Here is a 20,862-nt window from a genome sequence, read left to right as displayed (position 1 = left end):
TTTAATTTATATTTGCCCTTGAAAAAAGAAAGAAAAAGAATGAGAATAGGTGTAATTGGTTTAGGATATGTAGGTTTGCCATTGGCAAGGCTTTTTTCGACCAAATACGCTACGGTTGGTTTTGATATCAATCAGGATAGGGTGTCTGAATTAAATAGTGGGTTAGACACGACTTTAGAAGTTGATAAAGAAACATTAAAGAAAGTAATATCACCTTCTGTTTTAAATCTAGAGAGCGATACAATAGGGCTTTATTGTACTTCGAATGAAAATGAGTTATCAAACTGTAATTTTTATATTGTTACAGTGCCAACTCCAGTAGATAAAAATAATAGACCTGTTTTAACTCCGTTAATAAAAGCTAGTCAACTTATAGGGAGAGTCTTAAAAAAAGGAGATATAGTGGTGTATGAATCTACGGTATATCCTGGAGCAACAGAAGAAGATTGTATTCCTGTATTAGAGGAAGTATCAGGCTTAAAGTTTAATCAAGATTTTTTTGCAGGTTACTCGCCAGAAAGAATCAATCCAGGAGACAAATTACATACGGTTGATAAAATTCTAAAAGTAACATCAGGATCTACACCAGAGGTAGGGCTTAAAATAGATCAAGTCTATAAATCTGTAATTACGGCAGGTACACACTTAGCACCGACCATAAAAGTAGCAGAAGCTGCCAAAGTGATAGAAAATTCTCAAAGAGATATCAATATTGCTTTTGTAAATGAGTTGTCTAAAATATTCAATTTAATGAATATTGATACGAGTGATGTATTGGAGGCAGCAAGTACAAAATGGAATTTTTTACCCTTTAAACCAGGATTGGTTGGTGGACATTGTATTGGGGTAGATCCTTATTATTTAGCTCAAAAAGCACAAGAATTTGGTTATCATCCAGAAATTATCTTAGCAGGAAGAAGAATGAATGATAGCATGGGGGCTTATGTAGCTTCTCAGGTGGCCAAATTAATGATTCATAACGACTTGAAGATAAAAGAAGCTAAAGTATTAGTGTTGGGAATTACTTTTAAAGAAAACTGTCCTGATGTTAGAAATACCAAGGTAGTGGATGTAGTAAGAGAGTTGCAAGATTATGGAATGAACGTAGATATATATGATCCGTTGGCTAAACAAGAGGAAGTAGAAAAAGAATACCATATAAAGATTTTAACAAAACTAGAGGCACAAGAGCAATATAGTGCTGTAGTGTTAGCAGTGGCACATCAGGAGTTGTTAGCGTTGAGTTTGAAAAGTTTTTTAAAAACCAATGGAATTGTTTATGATGTAAAAGGTGTCTTGAAGAAGGAAATTAGTCATGGGAAATTGTAAGTCGATTATCGAAACTCGACCATCGAACAACAAGTCATAAAAAATAAAAAACGAGAGCCGAAACTCGAACCTCGAGTATCGAATAACGAAAATAAATAATAAAAACCGACAACCGATAACTGACAACCGAACAGCGAAAGTCGAGTGTCGAAAAAGATAAAAGTATGAACATTACAGTAGTAGGAACCGGATACGTAGGATTGGTAACGGGAACATGTTTTTCTGAAATGGGAAACAAAGTAACTTGTATTGATATCGATCAAAAAAAAGTTGAGAATTTAAAAAACGGAATTATTCCTATTTATGAGCCAGGTTTGGAGCCTTTGGTTATTAAAAATGTGGAGTTAGGAAACCTTAGTTTTAGTACTGAAATTAAAGATGGTTTAGAAAATTCTGAAGTAGCTTTTATTGCTGTCGGAACTCCTATGGGAGATGATGGTTCTGCAGATTTACAGTATGTGTTAGCAGTAGCAAAGAAGATAGGAGAAGTAATGACAAAACCTTTGGTGGTTATAGACAAGTCAACTGTGCCTATCGGTACAGCAGATAAAGTAAAAGCAACCATTCAACAAGCTTTAGATGCAAGAGGGGTAAATATTGATTTTCATGTAGTTTCCAACCCTGAGTTTTTAAAAGAAGGGGCAGCTGTAAATGATTTTATGAAGCCTGATAGAGTTGTGGTAGGAGCAGAGTCGGAGGAGGCATTTAAAGTAATGAGAAAATTGTATGCAACATTTACCCACAACCATGACAGGTTAATTGAAATGGATGTTCGTTCTGCAGAAATGACCAAATATGCAGCAAATGCTATGTTAGCTACTAAGATTTCATTTATGAATGAAATTGCAAATATTTGTGAAAAAGTTGGGGCAGATGCTAATAAGGTAAGAATTGGAATTGGATCGGATAATAGAATAGGTTATAGTTTTATTTATCCAGGAGCTGGATATGGTGGATCTTGTTTTCCAAAAGATGTAAAAGCTTTAAAGAAAATAGCAGAGGAGAATGGATATAAAGCAAAGTTAATTACTTCTGTGGAAGAAGTAAATGATGCTCAGAAATTTGTGATTTCTAATAAAGTGATTGCAAGGTTTGGAGAAGATTTATCAGGATTAACATTCGGTTTATGGGGACTGTCTTTTAAACCAGGTACTGATGATATGAGAGAGGCACCAGCTATATATGTGGTTAAAGAGTTGGTAAAACGTGGAGCAAAAGTAAAAGCTTACGATCCTAAAGCGATACATGAAGCTAAAGAGTTTTATTTAAAAGGAGTAGAACGTATAGAGTATGTTTCTTCTAAATATCAAGCTTTAGATGGAGCAGATGCTATGATTTTGTTAACGGAATGGAAGGAGTTTAGGTCTCCTGATTTTATGGAAATCAAGTCGTTATTAAAATCTCCTGTAGTATTTGATGGTAGAAACCAATACGGAGTATTTGAAATTGAAAAAGAAGGATTTGAATATTATCAAATAGGAAAAGCCTAGACGAATATCGACCATCGAATTTCAATAACCGACAACGAAAAAACAATAATGTCAGTTCGAGTGAATTTCGTAACGCAGAGAAGAAATTAATATCGAGAACAGATTAAGAAAATAAATAATAAAAACCGAAAACCGAACATCGACCAACGAAAAAACGATATGATAAATTACCCAATAAAATTTACACCCATCCTAAAAGAAAAAATCTGGGGAGGAGAAAAATTAACAACAGTTTTAAATAAACAATCATCACTTCATAACATAGGAGAGAGCTGGGAACTTTCTTCGGTAGATGGAGATATATCTGTGGTAGCCAATGGAGTTTTAAAAGGAAAGTTACTAACAGAATTATTGGCAGATTACAAAGAACAGTTGGTAGGAGAAAAAGTGTATCAAGAATTTGGAAACAAGTTTCCTTTACTTTTTAAGTTTATTGATGCCAAAGAGAATTTATCAATACAATTGCATCCTAATGATGAAATAGCAGCAAAATTGCATAATTCTTTTGGGAAAACAGAAATGTGGTTTGTGATGGATGCCGATGAATCGTCAGAATTGAATGTTGGTTTTTCTGAAAAAATGAGTCCAGAAAAATACCAACAAGCTATTGAAGAAAAAAAGATTCTTGAAAAATTGAATTTTGAGAAAGTTAAAAAAGGAGATTCTTTTTTTATCAAAGAAGGATTGGTACATGCTATTGGAGCAGGATGTTTAATAGCCGAAATTCAACAAACATCAGATATTACTTATAGAATTTATGATTGGGATCGTGTTGATGATCAAGGAAACGAACGAGAGTTGCATACCGATTTGGCTTTACAAGCTTTAGATTACAATGCTGTTGGTGGAAATAAATGTGTATATGAGCAAGGTGTAAATCAGCCTTCGAATATTGCAAGTTGTGAATACTTTACAACAAATTACATTAAGGTTAATGATTTGTTTACAAGAGATTTAACGGATATTTCTTCCTTTACTGTGTATATTTGTGTAGGCGGTTCGGGAACTATTCAGGTAGGAGAAAATAAAGAGGAAATTAAGAGAGGAGAAACTGTTTTAATTCCTGCAAATACAAGCGAAATAAGTATAAAAACTTCTGAAATTGAGTTGTTAGAAGTATATATTAAATAAAGGAGTATATGGGAAAAGATACTAAAATATATGTAGCAGGCCACCGAGGAATGGTGGGAAGTGCAGTGTGTAGAATACTAAAGAATGAAGGTTATACCAATGTAATTGGAAGAACAAGTAAAGAGTTAGATTTAAAAAATACACAAGCAGTTGCTGAGTTTTTTGAAGCTGAACAGCCAGAAGTGGTGATTGATGCTGCTGCTAGAGTAGGAGGTATTTTGGCGAATAATGATTATCCATATCAGTTTTTAATGGAAAACATGCAAATTCAAAATAATTTGGTTGAACAATCTTTAAAACAGGATGTTAAAAAGTTTGTGTTTTTAGGAAGTTCTTGTATCTATCCAAAGTTTGCTCCTCAACCTTTAAAGGAAGAGTATTTATTAACAGATTCATTAGAACCTACAAATGAATGGTATGCATTGGCAAAAATATCAGGAGTAAAGTTGTGTCAAGCCATTAGAAAACAATTTGGAAAAGATTACGTTTCGTTAATGCCAACAAACTTATACGGTACACATGATAATTTTGATTTAGAAACATCACATGTGTTACCAGCGATGATTCGTAAATTCCATGAAGCAAAAGAAAACGGACATACACCTGTTACTTTGTGGGGAAGCGGAACACCTATGAGGGAGTTTTTATTTGTGGATGATATGGCAAGATCAGTTGTGTTTGCCTTAGAAAATGTATTGCCTGAGCATTTGTATAATGTTGGAACAGGAGAAGATTTAACCATTAAAGAATTGGCAGAAACCATTCAGAAAGTTGTAGGACATCAAGGAGAATTGGTTTGGGATAGTTCTAAACCTGACGGAACTCCAAGAAAATTAATGGATATTTCTAAAATGCATCAACTAGGATGGAAACATCAAATAGCATTGCAAGAAGGAATTGAAAAAACCTATGCTTGGTTTTTAGAAAATATAGAAACGTTTAAACAAGTAAAATTATAATAACGAACACCGAATTTTGCCTATCGAGAGCCGACCATCGATTATCGAACCTCGTACATCGAAAAACGAATAAAAATGGAATCTAAACTGGAAGTATGGGAGTTAGCACATCAATTAACATTGAAAGTGTATAAAGTTTCAAAAAACTTTCCTGCTTCTGAAATGTACGGATTAACAAGTCAAATAAGAAGAAGTTCAAGTAGTGTGCCTACCAATATAGTTGAAGGACATGGAAGACAATATAAAAAAGAATTTGTACAGTTTTTATATATAGCCAAAGGCTCTTTAGAAGAAACAAATTACCAATTGTTTTTAGCTAGAGATTTAGATTATATATCTAACAAAGAATATGACGAATTATATGAAATGTGTACAAGAGTAAAAATGATGTTGTATAAGTTGATAAAATCATTAAAATAGAAAATCGAGAACCGAAAGGCGAGAACCGACCATCGAAAACACTGTCAGTTCGAGTGAATTTTGTAACGCAGTGAGGAAATTAGTGTTGAGAACAACTAAAAGAAAAAACACACAACAGAAAACAAACAACCGATAACTGATCATCGGCCATCGAGAACCGAACAACGAATAAAAAAATTAAACTATAAAAATATGAAAGTAGCATTAATCACAGGAATTACAGGACAAGACGGATCTTACTTAGCAGAATTATTATTAGAGAAAGGCTATGAAGTACACGGAATAAAAAGAAGATCATCATTATTTAATACTGATAGAATTGATCATTTATACCAAGATCCTCATGATCCAGATCAGAGATTAAAGCTACATTATGGAGACTTAACAGATTCTATGAACTTAACTAGAATCATCCAAGAGTGCCAACCCGATGAAATTTACAATTTGGGGGCGATGTCTCATGTAAAAGTCTCATTTGACTGTCCAGAATATGTAGGAAATGTTGATGGTTTAGGAACGTTGAGAATTTTAGAGGCTGTAAGACTTTTAGGGCTGACTAAAAAAACAAGAATTTACCAAGCTTCTACCTCAGAATTATTTGGAGGGTTGCCAGAAAATAAAAATGAAAGAGGTTTTTATGATGAAAATTCACCTTTATATCCTCGTTCTCCATATGGAGTAGCAAAAATTTATGGTTTTTGGATTACTAAAAACTATCGTGAAGCATATGATATGTATGCGTGTAATGGTTTGTTATTCAATCACGAATCTCCAAGAAGAGGAGAAACATTTGTAACACGTAAAATCACACGTGCGGTTGCTAAAATAGCCTTAGGATTACAAGAAAAAATCTACTTAGGGAATTTAGAAGCAAAACGTGATTGGGGACATGCAAAAGATTATGTTCGTATGATGTGGATGATTTTACAAGCAGAAAAAGCTGAAGACTGGGTAATTGCTACTGGAGTAACTACTACTGTACGTGATTTTGTACGTATGGCATTTTCTGAAGTAGGAATTGAGTTGGAATTTAAAGGAACAGGAGTTGATGAAAAAGCCTATGTAACTAAATGTAACAACAAAGAATATCAAGTTGAAATAGGAAAAGAGGTATTGTCTGTAGATCCTTCTTATTTCCGTCCAACAGAGGTTGATTTGTTATTAGGAGATCCAACCAAAGCAAAAGAAAAGTTAGGATGGGTGCCAGAATACGATTTAGCAGGTTTGGTAAAAGACATGATGGAAGGAGATGTGAAGTTAATGAAAAAAGACAAAGACATGTTAGCGGCGGGTCATGAGATTTTGAAACAAGTGGAATAAGTTAGGAAGTTAATCACTAATTAGATAATAAGTTTATGGCAGTATCAAATAACAAATCGATAGCTATTATTCCTCTTAGAAAAGGATCTAAAGGAATACCTGGAAAAAATAAAATGAAAATCTTAGGAAGAAGGTTGTATCAATGGTGTTTAGGGGAAGCTATTTTTTCTAATTTAGATGAAATATATGTTTTTACAGATGATGAAGAGATTATAGATCAAGTAGAGAAGGAGTATAAATGGACTTCTAAAGTTAAGGTTATTAAAAGATCTTCTGAGAACGCAAATGATACAGCAAGTACGGAAGCAGCGATGATAGAGTTTGCTGAAAAGATAAACTGGAACTTTGACAATATATGCTTGTTGCAAGCTACATCTCCATTAACATCTAGGACAGATATAAATAATGTTTTGATAGAAGTTAATGAAAAGGGTGCTGATTCTGCACTAACAATTGTGAAAACAAAAAGATTTATTTGGGGTGAAAACGCAGAAAGTTTAAATTATAATTATAAGTCTAGACCAAGAAGACAGGAGTTTGATGGGTTAAGAATAGAAAATGGAGCTGTCTATGCTTCAACGAAAGAACAGTTTTTAGAATCTAAAAATAGATTAGGAGGTAAAATTTCACTGGTTGAAATGGAAGAAGATACATTAACTGAAATAGATGAAATTAGTGACGTTGTTATCATTGAAAAATTACTTTTAAACAGACTTAGTTTTTTTAAAGAAAATTTAAATAAAATAAAGTTATTAGTGTTAGATGTCGATGGTGTTTTTACACCAGGTACAGTTGGGGTATCCAATGACGGAGAATTAGAAAAAGTTTTTTCTTTGCGTGATGGTATGGGCTTAGAAAATCTAAGAATTAGTGGAGTACAAGTAATTGTAATGACCTCAGAAATATCACCCATTGTTCAATCTAGAATGAATAAATTAGGTTTAGAATTGTATATGGGAGTTAAGGATAAATATTCAAGACTTGATAAAGTTCTACAAGAAAAAAATATTAGTAGAAATGAAATTGCCTATGTAGGTGATGATGTAAACGATTTAGTAAATCTTAGTGCTGTAGCATGGGGGTTTTGTCCAAATGATGCAGTAGGAGAATTAAAACCTTATTGTGATATTATTCTAAATAATAGAGGAGGAGATCAAGCGATACGTGAAGTATGTCAGTTTATAATAAAGTATAATAATAGAATTAAAACAAATTAATATTAAAAAAAATGAAAAAAGCCAAAGTAATTGCTGAAATCGGGTGTAACCATAAAGGAGACATGGATATTGCAAAGGAATTAATCAAAGTTGCAAAGATTTTTTGCAATGCTGATGTTGTAAAATTTCAAAAAAGACATAATAAAGAGTTGTTAACAGAAGAACAGTATAATGCACCTCATCCAAATCCTGCAAATTCTTATGGAGAGACTTATGGAGCGCATAGAGAGTTTTTAGAGTTTTCTTTAGAGCAAAATAGAGAGTTAAAAGAGTACTGCGAAGATTTAGGAATTGTTTATTCTACTTCTACATGGGATTTAACATCTGCAAAAGAAATAGCGAGTTTGAACCCAGAGTTAATTAAGATTCCTTCTGCATGTAATAATAACTACGAAATGTTAGGGTATTTATGTGATAATTATGAAGGAGAGATTCATTGTTCTACAGGTATGACTACTAAAGATGAAATAGAAGACCTAGTATCATTTTTTGAAAGCAAAGGAAAGAATAAAGATTTAGTATTATACAATTGTACTTCTGGATACCCTGTACCGTTTGAAGACGTTTGTTTGTTAGATATCACTCTTTTAAAAGAGAAATATGGGCATAGAGTTAAAGAAATTGGTTTTTCTGGACACCACTTAGGTATAGCTGTAGATATTGCTGCATATACATTAGGGGCTACATGGGTAGAAAGACATTATACTTTAGATAGAACTTGGAAAGGAACAGATCATTCTGCATCTTTAGAGCCAGCAGGTTTAAGAAAGCTAGTTAGAGATTTAAGAGCTGTAGAAAAAGCAATGACATATAAACAAACAGATATCTTAGATATTGAAGCTGTTCAGAGAGAAAAGCTTAAGAATAGAAAGTAATTGTATTTTTTAACAGAATGTCATCAATAGTAAAAAACACTTTTATATATACAATAGGAAGAGTACTGCCTCAAATTACGGGGTTTGTACTTCTTCCTTTATATACTAAGTATCTTTCTCCCGCAGAATATGGTATTGTAGAGTCTATGTTAGCACTAGGAATGGTCTTAACTATTTTTTTCTCAATGGCAACGGAGCGATCGATGTTTAGATTGTATTATGACTATTCTAGCTTATTTAAAAAAAAAATTTTTATTGCAAATATTAGTTTCTTAATATTTCTTTTTTCTTCCATAGTGCTATTACTACTATTTGTATTAAAAGATTATGTAGAACTTATCTATACAAGTATTAGCTTTACTCCTTATTATGTATACGCAATTATTAATGCATATTTTATGGCCTTTGCATTTATCCCACAAACCATGTATCAGGTGCAAGAAAAAGCTTTAAAATTCTTGTTAATAACAATATCATCTTTTTTTATAGGTATTGTTTTTATCCTTTACTATGTTGTGGTGTTAAACCAAGGAGCAGAAGGTTTGTTAAAAGGGAAAATGATTGGTAATTTAGTGATGTTACCTGTTTATATATACCTAATATATAAAAACAGTGTTTTTAGAATAAGTAAAAAAGTCTTAAAAAATATAATTTCTTTTTCTTTACCTATGGTGCCTACGTTGTTAACCGCCTGGGTGTTAAATATGTCTAATAGAATTTTTATAGAACGATATTTTACCTTAGATGATGTTGGTATTTTTTCTATGGCCTATAGAATTAGTAGTTTGGTAGGGATGTTGCTAGGGGCGGTGTTTACAGCATACAACCCAGTATTTTATAGATTAGCCAATAATAAAAATGAAGACCAAGTCGTTTCTAAAGCAAAAATAGCAGATTTAAACCACCTAATTTTAACACTAAGTATTATTATCTGTTTTGGGCTTTCTTTTTTTTCTAAAGAGTTGGTGTATTTTTTATTGGATGAGAAGTATTCAGAATCAGCTTATTTAATTCCTGTTATTACACTGTCTAACATGTTAATTCAGGTTGCTGCTTTTTATAATTTAATGATTTACCAAAGCAAAAAATCAGTATTAATAATGACGGTATCTATTATTGGTGCAATATGTAGTATAGGGTTTAATTATTTATTAGTGCCTATGCTAGGTGCTTATGGAGCTGCATGGGCAGCTGTGTTATCTGCAATTGTATTGTTACTTCTTAAAATATATTATGCCTCTAAAAACTATTACGTTAAAATAGATTATAAAGTATTTATATCTGTACTGTTTTTTCTAGGAACTTTAATTTTTGTAGAGATAAACTATCTAAGTATAGATATGTTAACACTTTTAATAATCAAAATATTATTGTGTTTAATTGTTTTAATAGTGTTTTATAAAAAGAATAGTAGCAAGTTAAACTCGTTAATTAAAACATGAAAAATATTATTATAGATTTTTTATTACTATTAAAATTAGATAGGATATTTAACCTTTTATTTGTTAAAATTCCTTTTAAATTTAAGATTAGAAGATATGAACTACAGTCAAAACAAAAAATAAATTTTATAGCACAAGGTTCGTACACACTTTCTTTATTGGGTGATTTAAATAATTTTAAGATTCATGAAACAAGTCATTTAAAATCAGATACTGTAATTGAGTGTTCAGGTGGAGTTGAAATAGGTAAATATTTTCATACAGGTAAAGGTTTAACTGTTTTTTCTGCAAGTCATAATTGGAAAGATGGATGTAAAATACCGTATGATGAGAAAATTATACCTAAAAAAGTTGTAATTAATGATTTTGTATGGCTTGGCACAAATGTAACAATCTTACCTGGAGTTGAAATAGGTGAAGGAGCTATCATAGCAGCTGGATCTGTAGTCGTGAAAAATGTAGCAGAATTTGAAATAGTAGGTGGTAACCCCGCTAAGTTAATATCTTCAAGGGATACTAAAAAGTATAATGAATTGAAAATAAAAAAATCATTTTTTTAATGGGAATTTTTGTGAAGTTAGTTAGTAAGATAAATAAAATTTTAAGTGTAAAACATAACAATCAATATTATAAATATGATAATATTGATAATACAGTTAAGTTTTCTCCTGAATTTCCTGGAAAAATAACTTTACTAAATGTAAGAAATATATCCATTGGAGAAAAAACAGTTATAAATAGAAATAGTCATATAAACCCTGGTAATGCTAAAGTAATTATTGGTAAATACTGCCACATAGGAATGAGATTGTCTATATATGCTTTTAATCATCGTTATGAGAATGCAACAAAGATACCTTATGATAATGTTATTGAGGGAGTAGATGTAATAATATCCGATTTTGTATGGATTGGGGCCAACGTTACTATCCTTCCAGGTGTCACCATAGGAAGAGGTGTTGTTGTAGGGGCAGGTGCTGTTGTCACAAAAGATATTCCTGATTATGCTATTGTAGGAGGTAATCCAGCTAAAGTTATAAAATATAGAGATATAGAAAGTTTTATGAGGTTGTATGAAGATAAAAAGTTTTTTTAATGAAATTTAACAGGTTAATTTTTATTCAAGCTGCAGCAGATTTACAACATGCACTGGATATATATGGAAAATACAAGGGGGAGAATATTTATATATGTGTGGTTAATGTTAAATTAGTATATGAATATCTACTGACTTTACCGTTAATGAATGTAACATTAATTTTTTACCCATATATTAAATTTAATATTAAAAATCCATTAACTTATCTAAAAGCTAGAAAAAAACTAGAATTAATTTGGTTAAACGATTTTGAAGAAAGGGAATTTGATACGGTATATTTTTTTTCTAGATTTTACGATTGGTTTACGGCAAGTTTAATAGTTAAGCTTTCAAAACAAGAAAGAACTAAGGTCTTGTATTATGATCATTACGATGATGCATCTGTTAAAAATGATGAAGTTTTGAAAATACTTTCATTAGAAGGGATTAGATTAAGAGGTAGAGCAATGATACATTCTTTTATTTCAAAAGCATCATTTAAGGCAAAGCACGCAGTAAGAAATTTAGAGTTTTGTTATGATAAATATCAAATAAAAAAAAATACACCACCAAGTAAGATTACTATTGATGAAGAGTTTTTGTTTAAAGTAAAAACGAGTAATCGTAAGATAGTTTTGTTTTTTATATCTCCAGGTGAGGTGGAAATGTTAAGAGAAAGCTCTCTAAGAATAATAATTGATCTTATAAATGAGTTAAGAGCTCAAAATTATTTTATAATATTAAAAGGACATCCAAGATTAGGAAATCCGATTAAATTGGTGCCTTATTTTGATGAAGTAATACCTAACAATGTTCCCTCAGAATTTATATCGTATATAAATGTGCAGATGACTATAGGTATTATATCAACAGCTCTAAATTTTGCTACGTCTATAGAGGGAATTCAAGTCTTTTCTATAATTAATATCTTGGAGTTTAAAAAGAGTCAAAAAAAGGAGTTTTACTTAAATTATTTAAAAGAGCTTAGCAAGAACAAAATTAATTTTGTAGATAACAAGAAATTTATAAATGAGTAGTTAATGAATAATTATATCCTATATTTTTTTTTCTTACTAATATTCATTATCAATCCTTTTTGTGGTACATTGTTTATTTGGTTGTTTTATTTATTAGAATCTAACCAAAGGTCTTATCGATTTTTGGCGTTTTTAATGGCCACAATGATAACTTTAATAAATTTAACGAAGATTCCCGAAAATGATTTGTATTATCATTCCAATGAATATTTAGTTGCAGGTAAATTAGATTATTTTGCCTATTTAGCATACAAGACTAAAGAACCTTTTTTTTATAGTTTTAATTATATTTGTTACCATTTAACCAATGGAAGTGTAAAGGTTTGGTTGTTTACCATCTCTTTTACATCGTATTTATTGTTTTTGCTGGCTGTAGTAAAAGTGTTAACCAAAATGAAGGCTACCAAAAGTCAAATTTTATTAGGCTTAATAACAGCAGTTTTTTTTCCACAATTGTTTAGTTTATCGGCCCATTTGGTGAGACAGTTCATCGCAGGGTCTTTGTTTTTATATTTTGCGGTAGATTTTATTTATTCTAAAAATAATAAATGGTGGTTGTCTATTATAGGTTTCTTAATTCATGCTTCTTCTATCATTCTTTTTCCTTTGGCACTGTTTAAAAAATTAGGGGATTTTAAAAATCATTTTAAAATAAATGCAATACTGTTTGGGGGATTGTTATGTTATCAATTTGTAGCAGCAATCTTATTAAAAGTTGTTGGGAGTGGAGGTTTTTTAGGCTATGTTTTACAAAGAGGGAGTGCAGATACCACTTTTGATTTAGGAGGGTTTAATGTAGTAAATTACATATTAATGATGTTTATGTGGTTTTCTTCATTTATCATAATGAAAAAGAAAGGAAAATTTTACTCTGAGAATAGACATTTTTTTTCAATAATATATGTGCTTTCTGTTTTTATATTGGTAAACTTAAATCAGTCAGAATTAAGTGCTAGAATGTTTTTCTATTTGTTCTTTTTCTTTCCTATAATTCTAAGCATGTTAATTACAAAATCGTTTAAAGGTTATAAAGAACTTAATTTCATTATTTCTATAATATTTCTTTTATTTTTTATTTATAGGTTAGATCATGGTACATGGTCATATGCCTCTATACAAGATTTAATAAAATTTAACGTGTTTGATTATATAACATATAAAACCATTTTTTAATGAAAACAGGAGGTTCAAAAATAGCTGTTTTATTAACAGTATTCAATCGTAAAGAAAAAACATTAGCCTGTTTAAAAAATGTATTTGCTCAGGAATTACTTGATCAATACAAGCTAGAGGTGTATTTGGTAAACGATGGATGTACGGATGGAACCCCAAAAGCAGTAGCGTATAATTTTCCACAAGTAAATATCATCAACGCTAATGGGAATTTGTTTTGGAACAGAGGAATGCACTTGGGATGGTCTACAGCGGCCACAAAAGATGATTACGATTATTACCTATGGTTAAATGATGACACTATGTTAAATGAAGGAGCAATCAACATACTTTTAAAAACAGCCATAGAAAAAGAAAATAAAGCTATTATTATAGGAACTACGGCTGCTACTGCTAATTACAAGCAAGTAACTTATGGAGGAAGATCTTTAAAGAAAGGGTTGTTAACTCCACAAAAAAAAGCAATTCCATGTGATTATTTTAATGGAAACATAGTGTTAGTACCTATGGAAGTATATAAAATTGTAGGTACACATGATCCTTTGTTTCACCATGCCTTAGGAGATTTTGATTATGGACTAAGGGCTGCAAAATTAGGGATACAGAGCTTTATAGCTCCTGGAATTATAGGAAAATGTGATGTACATGCCAGTTTGGCTACTTGGTGTAATCCTAAAAAAACATTCAAGCAACGTTTAAAAGCTTTTAGGTCTCCTTTGGGGAATAACCCCGAAGAGTTTTTTGTGTTTCAGAAAAGGCACAGAGGACTTTTAAAAGCAGTTGTGAGTTATATGTCTAATCACCTAAGAGTTGTTTTTCCGGTTCTTTGGATAAAAAAATAAAATATGAAACTAGCACCTATATGTTTGTTTACTTACAATCGTTTGGATGAAACCAAACAAACAGTAACAGCATTACAACAAAATTTTTTAGCTCAAGAAAGTGAGTTATTTATTTTTTCAGATGGTGGGAAAAATAAAACAGCTCATGAAAAGGTAGAAAAAGTAAGGACTTATTTAAAAACAATAACTGGTTTTAAGAAAGTTGAAATTATAGAGTCTCCTACAAATAAAGGTTTAGCAAATTCCATAATAACAGGAGTTACCAAAATTTTAGAAAATTATGAAACGGTAATTGTTTTAGAAGACGATTTGGTCACTACGCCTAATTTTCTCGATTTCATGAATCAGGCTTTAGAGTTTTATACAGTAAAAGAACAGATTTTTACTATTTCAGGATATACGATGGATTTACCCACATTAAAAACCACAATCAAAGATTATTATCTAGGGCATAGAGCTTCATCATGGGGATGGGCTACGTGGAAAAACAGATGGGATAAAATTGATTGGAATGTTAAGGATTATGATGCTTTTAAAAAAGATGTTTTTGCTATTAAAAAGTTTAAACGTGGAGGAAGTGATTTGTTTAGAATGCTAAGGAATCAAATGAAAGGGAAAATTGATTCTTGGGCTATTAGGTGGTGCTATCATCAATATAAATATGATTTGTTAACTGTTTTCGCTACGAAATCAAAATTAAAAAGTATTGGATTTGGTGAAGCAGCAACACATACCAAAGTAACAAAAAGATTTTTTACGGATTTTGATAAAACAAATACAAGGAGTTTTTCATTTGACAATGAAGTAATTATTGATAAAAAATTGGTGAAGGAATTTAAAAGTAAGTTTTCAATAATAAATAGATTAAAAGATAGGTTTTAATGAAAAAAACAAAAATACTGTTTTTACTACACCTTCCTCCTCCCGTTCATGGTTCTTCTATGGTGGGTAAATGGATCAAAGACAGTACGGTAATAAACAATACTTTTAATTGTTTTTATATCAATTTATTGGCTTCAAAAAAAGTAAGCGACAGTGGAAAAGTAACTTTTGCTAAATTATGGGGAATGGTAATGGTTGGTTGGTTGTTAATAAAGAAACTTATAAAACAAAAACCAGACATATGTTATTTGGCTCTAACCACTACGGGACCTGCTTTTTACCGAGATGTTTTGTTGGTGACCATCATGAAAATATTTGGAGTAAAAAGAACATATCATTTACACAACAAAGGGGTGGCCAAGGCTGCAAAAAATAAAATAAACCATTGGATGTATGCTTTTGTGTTTAGCAAAGCCAAAGTAATTTTATTATCAGAACATTTATATCAAGATATTCAAGAATTTGTGTCGATAGAAAACATCCATATTTGTCCAAATGGAATTCCAAAGAGTACCATATCAGATAAAAAAGAAATCAAAGAGGACAAAACACCTGTCATATTATTTTTATCAAATTTAATAGAATCCAAAGGGGTGTTTGTTTTGTTGGAGGCTTTGCATATACTAAAGAAAAAAAAAATAGCATTCAAAGGAATATTTGTTGGCGGAGAGGGGGATATAAATACGATTCAATTTAATCGAAAAAAGGAGGAGTTAGGTTTGTCTGATCAAGTGGAGTATTTAGGGAGAAAATACGACAAAGAAAAAGAAACTATTTTTAAACAAGCAGATATATTTGCTTTTCCTACACATTATTCAAACGAATGTTTCCCTCTGGTATTGTTAGAGGCGATGCAAGTTTCGCTGCCTATCTTATCAACTAATGAAGGAGGAATATCAAGTATAATTGAAGAAGGAAAAACAGGGTTTTTAATTCCTCAGAAAAACAGTAAAGTTTTAGCAGAAAAACTACAGATACTAATTGAACAACCTGAATTAAGAGTAAAGATGGGGCAGGAAGGATTTAAAAAATATAATGAAGAATTTATACTTACTAAATTTGAAGAAAATTTAACAAGTATTTTAAACAAAACAATTGCCAAATGTTAAGAGAATACACCATTTTTGACAAACCTTTAGAGGTTTTAGAAAACAAAAAAATGCTAATCAATACCATCAATGCCTATTCTTATGTCATGACTAAAAAAGATGTATTGTTTAAAGAGTCTTTGTTAAAGTGTCAGGTATTAATACCAGATGGGGTGAGCATTGTGTGGGCAGTAAAATTTTTATTTGGGAAAAAAATAAAAAAAATTGCAGGAGCTGATTTGTTTTATTATGAAATGAACAAGTTAAATAAAACAGGAGGAAAGTGTTTTTTTTTAGGAAGTTCCCAAGATACGCTAGATAAAATAGTGGCAAAAGCTAAAATAGAATTTCCAAAAGTAGAAATAGAAACTTTCTCCCCTCCCTACAAACCTGAATTTTCTGATGAAGAAAACAACGAAATGATTACTAGAGTAAATAATTTTAATCCAGCGGTTTTATTTGTGGGGATGACAGCACCCAAACAAGAAAAATGGGCATATACTCACTATGATCAATTAAACATCATGGCACACATTTGCAGCATAGGAGCGGTATTCGATTTTTATGCAGGAAAAGTGAGCAGAGCTCCAAAGTGGATGATTAACGCTGGATTAGAGTGGTTGTATAGATTATGTAAAGAACCTAAAAGACTGTGGAAAAGATATATCATAGGGAATACAAAATTTATAATATATGTGATATTAGAAAAGTTAACTTCAAATTAAATTATAGTCCAATATTATAAACATGGACAATAATATCTATTCGAACTTTGATAAAAAAGAGAGCAATTTTTTTATTCTAAGAAATAATCGGCTAACATATGTCATAAAATATATGTAAATTTGCATTGCTTAAACTATGTTAATAAAAATGCTAGTATTAAACTAATTCAATTAGTTTAATTAATTTCACAAAAAAAAGCTATGTTCCCAAAAAAGAACAAAAATATTTCTATTTTAATGTTGTCAGTAGATTTAATTTTACTTTTAACTTCTTTTTTTATTGCCAAACAAACGGTATTTAATTGGGAAATTCCTGATAAATTATTATACAATAGTTTAATATTAGGATGGTTAATTTTGTGGTCCGTTGCCGGACTTAAAGCTGGTTTGTACGATGTTCCTAGAATTGTTCAAATGCACAAGGTCTTAGGGAAAAACTTTAGAACTGTTATATGGTTTGGCTTTATTAGTACAGGATTAATTTTTATAGGAACCAATTACAAGTTCTCAAGGAATTTTGTGTTGGTTACCATGCTTTCTTTTATCATTTTTATTGCCATTTGGCGAATGATGATGATGTATTGGTTAAAACATACACGAAGAAAAGGAAATAAGGCTAGTAGAATTATATTGGTAGGAATGAATAAAAATGTATCCAGCTTAATAAAAAAAGTCTACGTAAATCCTAGTTATGGTTTTAAGATTTTAGGAGTGTTTACGGATGCAGAAATTACAGAAGAAATAAAAGAGGATTATAAAGGAAAGCTATCGGAGGTATTTAGTTTTTTGAAAGATCATAAGGCAGATGAAATTATCATATCCCTACCATATTCTCAAAGTCAATTAATTAATGAATTATTTCAATACGCAGATAATAACATGATTCGTGTACGAATCATTCCTGAATTTTCTGAATATCTATCACAAGTTTTTACCATAAATTATGTAGCCAATGTACCAGTGATGAAACTAAGAAAAGAACCGTTGCAAAGTTTGTCTAACAGAGTGATTAAAAGATTGTTTGATATTGTTTTTTCATTGGGGGTTATTTTATTAATCTTTTCTTGGTTGTTTCCTGTCATTGCTATCATTATAAAATTAACAAGTAAAGGACCAGTGTTTTTTTCTCAGTTAAGAACAGGGCAAGATGGAGAATCTTTTAAATGTTTAAAATTTAGAAGTATGGTTGTCAATCAAGACTCTGATGCTAAGCAAGCAACCAAAGATGACAAAAGAATTACCCCTTTTGGAGCGTTTATGCGTAAAACGAGTATTGATGAACTGCCACAAATCATCAATGTTTTATTAAATCACATGTCTTTAGTAGGGCCAAGACCTCATATGTTAAAGCATACAGAAGAGTATAGAGTATTAGTAGATAAATTTATGGTACGTCACTTTGCAAAACCAGGGGTTACTGGATGGGCTCAAATTAATGGGTATAGAGGTGAAACCAAATTTGTAAGGGATATGGCCAATAGAGCGGAAGCTGATATTTGGTATATTGAAAATTGGAGTTTTATTTTAGATATTAAAATTATTTTTATCACTGCCTGGTCTATGTTTTTTAAGAAAGATGAGAATGCTTTTTAAAAAGTAACTAAAAACATCTTATGATAAGGGAGTATGGAGATAAGTGAGATATTAAAAGATCAATTTGATGAATCCTTAGGAATCAAGAATACAGAATACTTTAAAGGTAAAGTAGTTCTGATTACAGGAGCAGCAGGATCTATTGGTCAAAAGTTAGCATTAATCTTATTAAAAACAGAAGTAAAAAAAGTTGCTTTATTAGACAATTCTGAAGCACAGTTATTTCAAATACAACAAATATTAAAAACAAAAGAATATTTTAATTTTTCTATAGAATTAGTTGATGTTGCGTGTGAAAAAACTATCACAGCAGTATTTAAAAAACACCAGCCAGAAATTGTTTACCATGCAGCAGCGTATAAACACGTTCCTCTACTAGAAGATTTCCCTTTTCAGGCGTTTAAAGTAAATGTGTTAGGAACTAAAAATGTGCTAAATGCAGCGCTTATTTTTAAAACTCAAGATTTTATATTTATTTCTACAGATAAAGCAGTCTATCCTAAAAGTGTGATGGGCTATACCAAACGTTTGGCAGAAATTTACACATCACAATTTATAAAAGAAAAACATACAAATATAAAAATCTTAAGATTGGGTAATATTCCTAACTCTATGGGTTCTATTATACCTCTTTGGAAAACACAATTAGCACTAACAGGAAGAATTCAGGTGGTGGATGAAGAAGTGTCAAGGTATTTTATTTCTTTGACCGAAGTATGTAAACTGTTATTAGAAATAGTCAATGTTTCCAGTGATTCTTTGTTTGTAGCTCAGATGGGTGAACCTGTAAGTATATACAAAATGAGCATATCTTTTTTAAAAAAATACAAAAAAGATGAGTCAGATATAATAACAATTAAATCCAGACCAGGTGATAAAATAAGAGAGTTTTTGTTTTACAAAAATGAAAATATTAAACCTCTCAAAGGACTAAATTGTTTAAGCGGAAATTTAAAAGTAAGCTCCCAAAGTATAGCTTGTTTAAATGAATTATTCTTTAAAGTAGAAGGCTTAAGTGAGGAGAAGTTAAAAAAAGAATTAAAAAAAATAGCAATAGAAGGTACACTATTAGGTACTTGAACTAAAAAATGATTTCTAATTTAGATTATAGACCATATGTAATTGAACAATCTAAGTTGAATTTATTGAAGTGTGTTGAGACCAGACATAGAGCGTAGATGAGATATATTTATCTTACTATAACAATGACCACATTTTTTACGAAACTTAAATTTAGAAGATATTTCTTGTCATGCTAAACTCATTTCTGAACCCTAACTCTAAAAAATACAATAAGATTGAAATTAGCGTATCAAACATCGAATGGACTATACTCAACCTCATTTCTTATTTTTTACACAATCTTTGTCTTAGATTTAAATAAAAAAAACTAATCAAAAAAATACGTGGAACTTAAGCCATTTTACTCAAGATGAATTATATTAGCGACATAAAATTTACTCTATGAAAAAAACAAATGTTTGGTTTTTAAGTTCATTATTAATAACTCTTTTAATGGTGTCTTGTGCCTCTAGAAAAGATATTGTTTATTTACAAGATATACAACAAGGAGATGGGAGTGCTAATCCTGTAGAGATAAAAGAGGTAACTTTTTCAGCTCCAACATTCAAACCCGATGATAGAATAACAATCAATATTTCTTCAATAAATCCAGAAGCAGCAAGGCCTTTTAATTTAACGATTACTGCATTTAATACAGGTAGTGTTTCTGCAAATGGTCAACAGCAACAACAATCTTATTTGGTTGATCGAGAAGGATGTATAAGTTTTCCTCAGTTGGGGAGATTGGTTGTTACAGGTAAAACAAGGGTTGGTCTAGAACAATATTTAGAAAAAAAATTAAAACCCTTTTTACCAGATGTAAAAGCAAATGTACAATTAGTAAATTTCAGAGTATCAGTATTAGGAGAAGTGAATAAACCAGGTGATTATACAATTAATAGAGATAAAATATCAATATTACAAGCCATAGGTTTGGCAGGAGATTTAACTATACATGGAAAAAGAAATGATATTAAATTAATAAGGGAGAATGGAGATAAACTAGAGTATTATAACCTAGATTTAACTAGTAAAAAAATAATGAATTCTCCAACTTTTTATTTAAGACAAAATGATATTTTGTATATAGAGCCTAACAAACCTAAAGTAAACGCTTCTATAAGTTCACCCACCAATTCATATATCATTTCAGCGACTGGTCTGTTAATTACTATAATATCTCTTTTAACACGATAGTT

General features: G+C 30.7%; 20 protein-coding genes. All 20 read left to right on the top strand.

Features of this window, described 5'->3' with window-relative positions:
* The first annotated feature begins 39 nt into the window (after positions 1–39).
* The 20 genes from ACXGQT_RS08360 to ACXGQT_RS08265 all read left to right on the top strand — a co-directional run bounded on the left by ACXGQT_RS08360 (position 40) and on the right by ACXGQT_RS08265 (position 20,860).
* Complete coding sequence (locus ACXGQT_RS08360) at positions 40–1,329, top strand: nucleotide sugar dehydrogenase (RefSeq protein ID WP_457828144.1); 1,290 nt, start codon at positions 40–42, stop codon at positions 1,327–1,329.
* Positions 1,330–1,493: 164 nt separating this feature from the next.
* On the top strand, positions 1,494–2,819 hold the full coding sequence (locus ACXGQT_RS08355; protein WP_457828143.1) for a UDP-glucose dehydrogenase family protein: 1,326 nt from the start codon (positions 1,494–1,496) through the stop codon (positions 2,817–2,819).
* Between the two features lie 159 nt (positions 2,820–2,978).
* On the top strand, positions 2,979–3,950 hold the full coding sequence (locus ACXGQT_RS08350) for a type I phosphomannose isomerase catalytic subunit (protein WP_457828142.1): 972 nt from the start codon (positions 2,979–2,981) through the stop codon (positions 3,948–3,950).
* An 8-nt stretch (positions 3,951–3,958) separates the two neighbouring features.
* Entirely contained in the window at positions 3,959–4,909 is a 951-nt protein-coding gene (locus tag ACXGQT_RS08345; protein WP_457828141.1) for a GDP-L-fucose synthase family protein, read from the top strand.
* 75 nt (positions 4,910–4,984) lie between these two features.
* Positions 4,985–5,329 (top strand): four helix bundle protein, encoded by a 345-nt coding sequence (locus ACXGQT_RS08340; protein WP_457828140.1) that lies wholly within the window; start codon positions 4,985–4,987, stop codon positions 5,327–5,329.
* Between the two features lie 192 nt (positions 5,330–5,521).
* The gene (gene gmd, locus ACXGQT_RS08335) at positions 5,522–6,649 is read left to right on the top strand and encodes a GDP-mannose 4,6-dehydratase (RefSeq protein ID WP_457828139.1); all 1,128 of its coding nucleotides are present in this window, start codon (positions 5,522–5,524) and stop codon (positions 6,647–6,649) included.
* Between the two features lie 35 nt (positions 6,650–6,684).
* Positions 6,685–7,866 carry a cytidylyltransferase domain-containing protein gene (locus tag ACXGQT_RS08330; protein ID WP_457828138.1) on the top strand — a complete coding sequence of 394 codons (1,182 nt, stop codon included), beginning with the start codon at positions 6,685–6,687 and terminating at the stop codon, positions 7,864–7,866.
* Between the two features lie 11 nt (positions 7,867–7,877).
* The gene (locus ACXGQT_RS08325) at positions 7,878–8,741 is read left to right on the top strand and encodes an N-acetylneuraminate synthase family protein (RefSeq protein WP_457828137.1); all 864 of its coding nucleotides are present in this window, start codon (positions 7,878–7,880) and stop codon (positions 8,739–8,741) included.
* A 17-nt stretch (positions 8,742–8,758) separates the two neighbouring features.
* On the top strand, positions 8,759–10,183 hold the full coding sequence (locus ACXGQT_RS08320) for a lipopolysaccharide biosynthesis protein (protein ID WP_457828136.1): 1,425 nt from the start codon (positions 8,759–8,761) through the stop codon (positions 10,181–10,183).
* Positions 10,180–10,743, top strand: coding sequence for an acyltransferase (locus tag ACXGQT_RS08315; RefSeq protein WP_457828135.1), 564 nt, complete (start codon positions 10,180–10,182; stop codon positions 10,741–10,743). The genes ACXGQT_RS08320 and ACXGQT_RS08315 overlap by 4 nt, the downstream gene beginning before the upstream one ends.
* The gene (locus tag ACXGQT_RS08310; protein WP_457828134.1) at positions 10,743–11,279 is read left to right on the top strand and encodes an acyltransferase; all 537 of its coding nucleotides are present in this window, start codon (positions 10,743–10,745) and stop codon (positions 11,277–11,279) included. The genes ACXGQT_RS08315 and ACXGQT_RS08310 overlap by 1 nt, the downstream gene beginning before the upstream one ends.
* A complete protein-coding gene (locus tag ACXGQT_RS08305; protein WP_457828133.1) occupies positions 11,279–12,298 on the top strand; it encodes a hypothetical protein in 1,020 nt (339 codons plus the stop codon). The genes ACXGQT_RS08310 and ACXGQT_RS08305 overlap by 1 nt, the downstream gene beginning before the upstream one ends.
* A gap of 3 nt (positions 12,299–12,301) precedes the next feature.
* Positions 12,302–13,471, top strand: coding sequence for an EpsG family protein (locus tag ACXGQT_RS08300; protein WP_457828132.1), 1,170 nt, complete (start codon positions 12,302–12,304; stop codon positions 13,469–13,471).
* Positions 13,471–14,313 carry a glycosyltransferase family 2 protein gene (locus ACXGQT_RS08295; protein ID WP_457828131.1) on the top strand — a complete coding sequence of 281 codons (843 nt, stop codon included), beginning with the start codon at positions 13,471–13,473 and terminating at the stop codon, positions 14,311–14,313. The genes ACXGQT_RS08300 and ACXGQT_RS08295 overlap by 1 nt, the downstream gene beginning before the upstream one ends.
* Positions 14,314–14,316: 3 nt before the next feature.
* Positions 14,317–15,195, top strand: a complete 879-nt coding sequence (locus tag ACXGQT_RS08290) for a glycosyltransferase family 2 protein (protein WP_457828130.1) — start codon at positions 14,317–14,319, stop codon at positions 15,193–15,195.
* Positions 15,195–16,304, top strand: coding sequence for a glycosyltransferase family 4 protein (locus tag ACXGQT_RS08285; RefSeq protein ID WP_457828129.1), 1,110 nt, complete (start codon positions 15,195–15,197; stop codon positions 16,302–16,304). The genes ACXGQT_RS08290 and ACXGQT_RS08285 overlap by 1 nt, the downstream gene beginning before the upstream one ends.
* On the top strand, positions 16,298–17,008 hold the full coding sequence (locus ACXGQT_RS08280) for a WecB/TagA/CpsF family glycosyltransferase (protein ID WP_457828128.1): 711 nt from the start codon (positions 16,298–16,300) through the stop codon (positions 17,006–17,008). The genes ACXGQT_RS08285 and ACXGQT_RS08280 overlap by 7 nt, the downstream gene beginning before the upstream one ends.
* A gap of 201 nt (positions 17,009–17,209) precedes the next feature.
* Positions 17,210–18,601: an undecaprenyl-phosphate glucose phosphotransferase gene (locus tag ACXGQT_RS08275; RefSeq protein WP_457828127.1), complete on the top strand. Its 1,392-nt coding sequence runs from the start codon at positions 17,210–17,212 to the stop codon at positions 18,599–18,601.
* Positions 18,602–18,634: 33 nt separating this feature from the next.
* A complete protein-coding gene (locus tag ACXGQT_RS08270; protein WP_457828126.1) occupies positions 18,635–19,681 on the top strand; it encodes a polysaccharide biosynthesis protein in 1,047 nt (348 codons plus the stop codon).
* Positions 19,682–20,065: 384 nt separating this feature from the next.
* A complete protein-coding gene (locus ACXGQT_RS08265) occupies positions 20,066–20,860 on the top strand; it encodes a polysaccharide biosynthesis/export family protein (protein WP_457828125.1) in 795 nt (264 codons plus the stop codon).
* The last annotated feature ends 2 nt before the right edge of the window (positions 20,861–20,862 follow it).

The organism is Wenyingzhuangia sp. IMCC45467 (genome assembly GCF_054111205.1).
The sequence above is the reverse complement of the archived record's forward strand: the minus strand, read 5'-3'. Positions and strand labels throughout refer to the sequence as shown.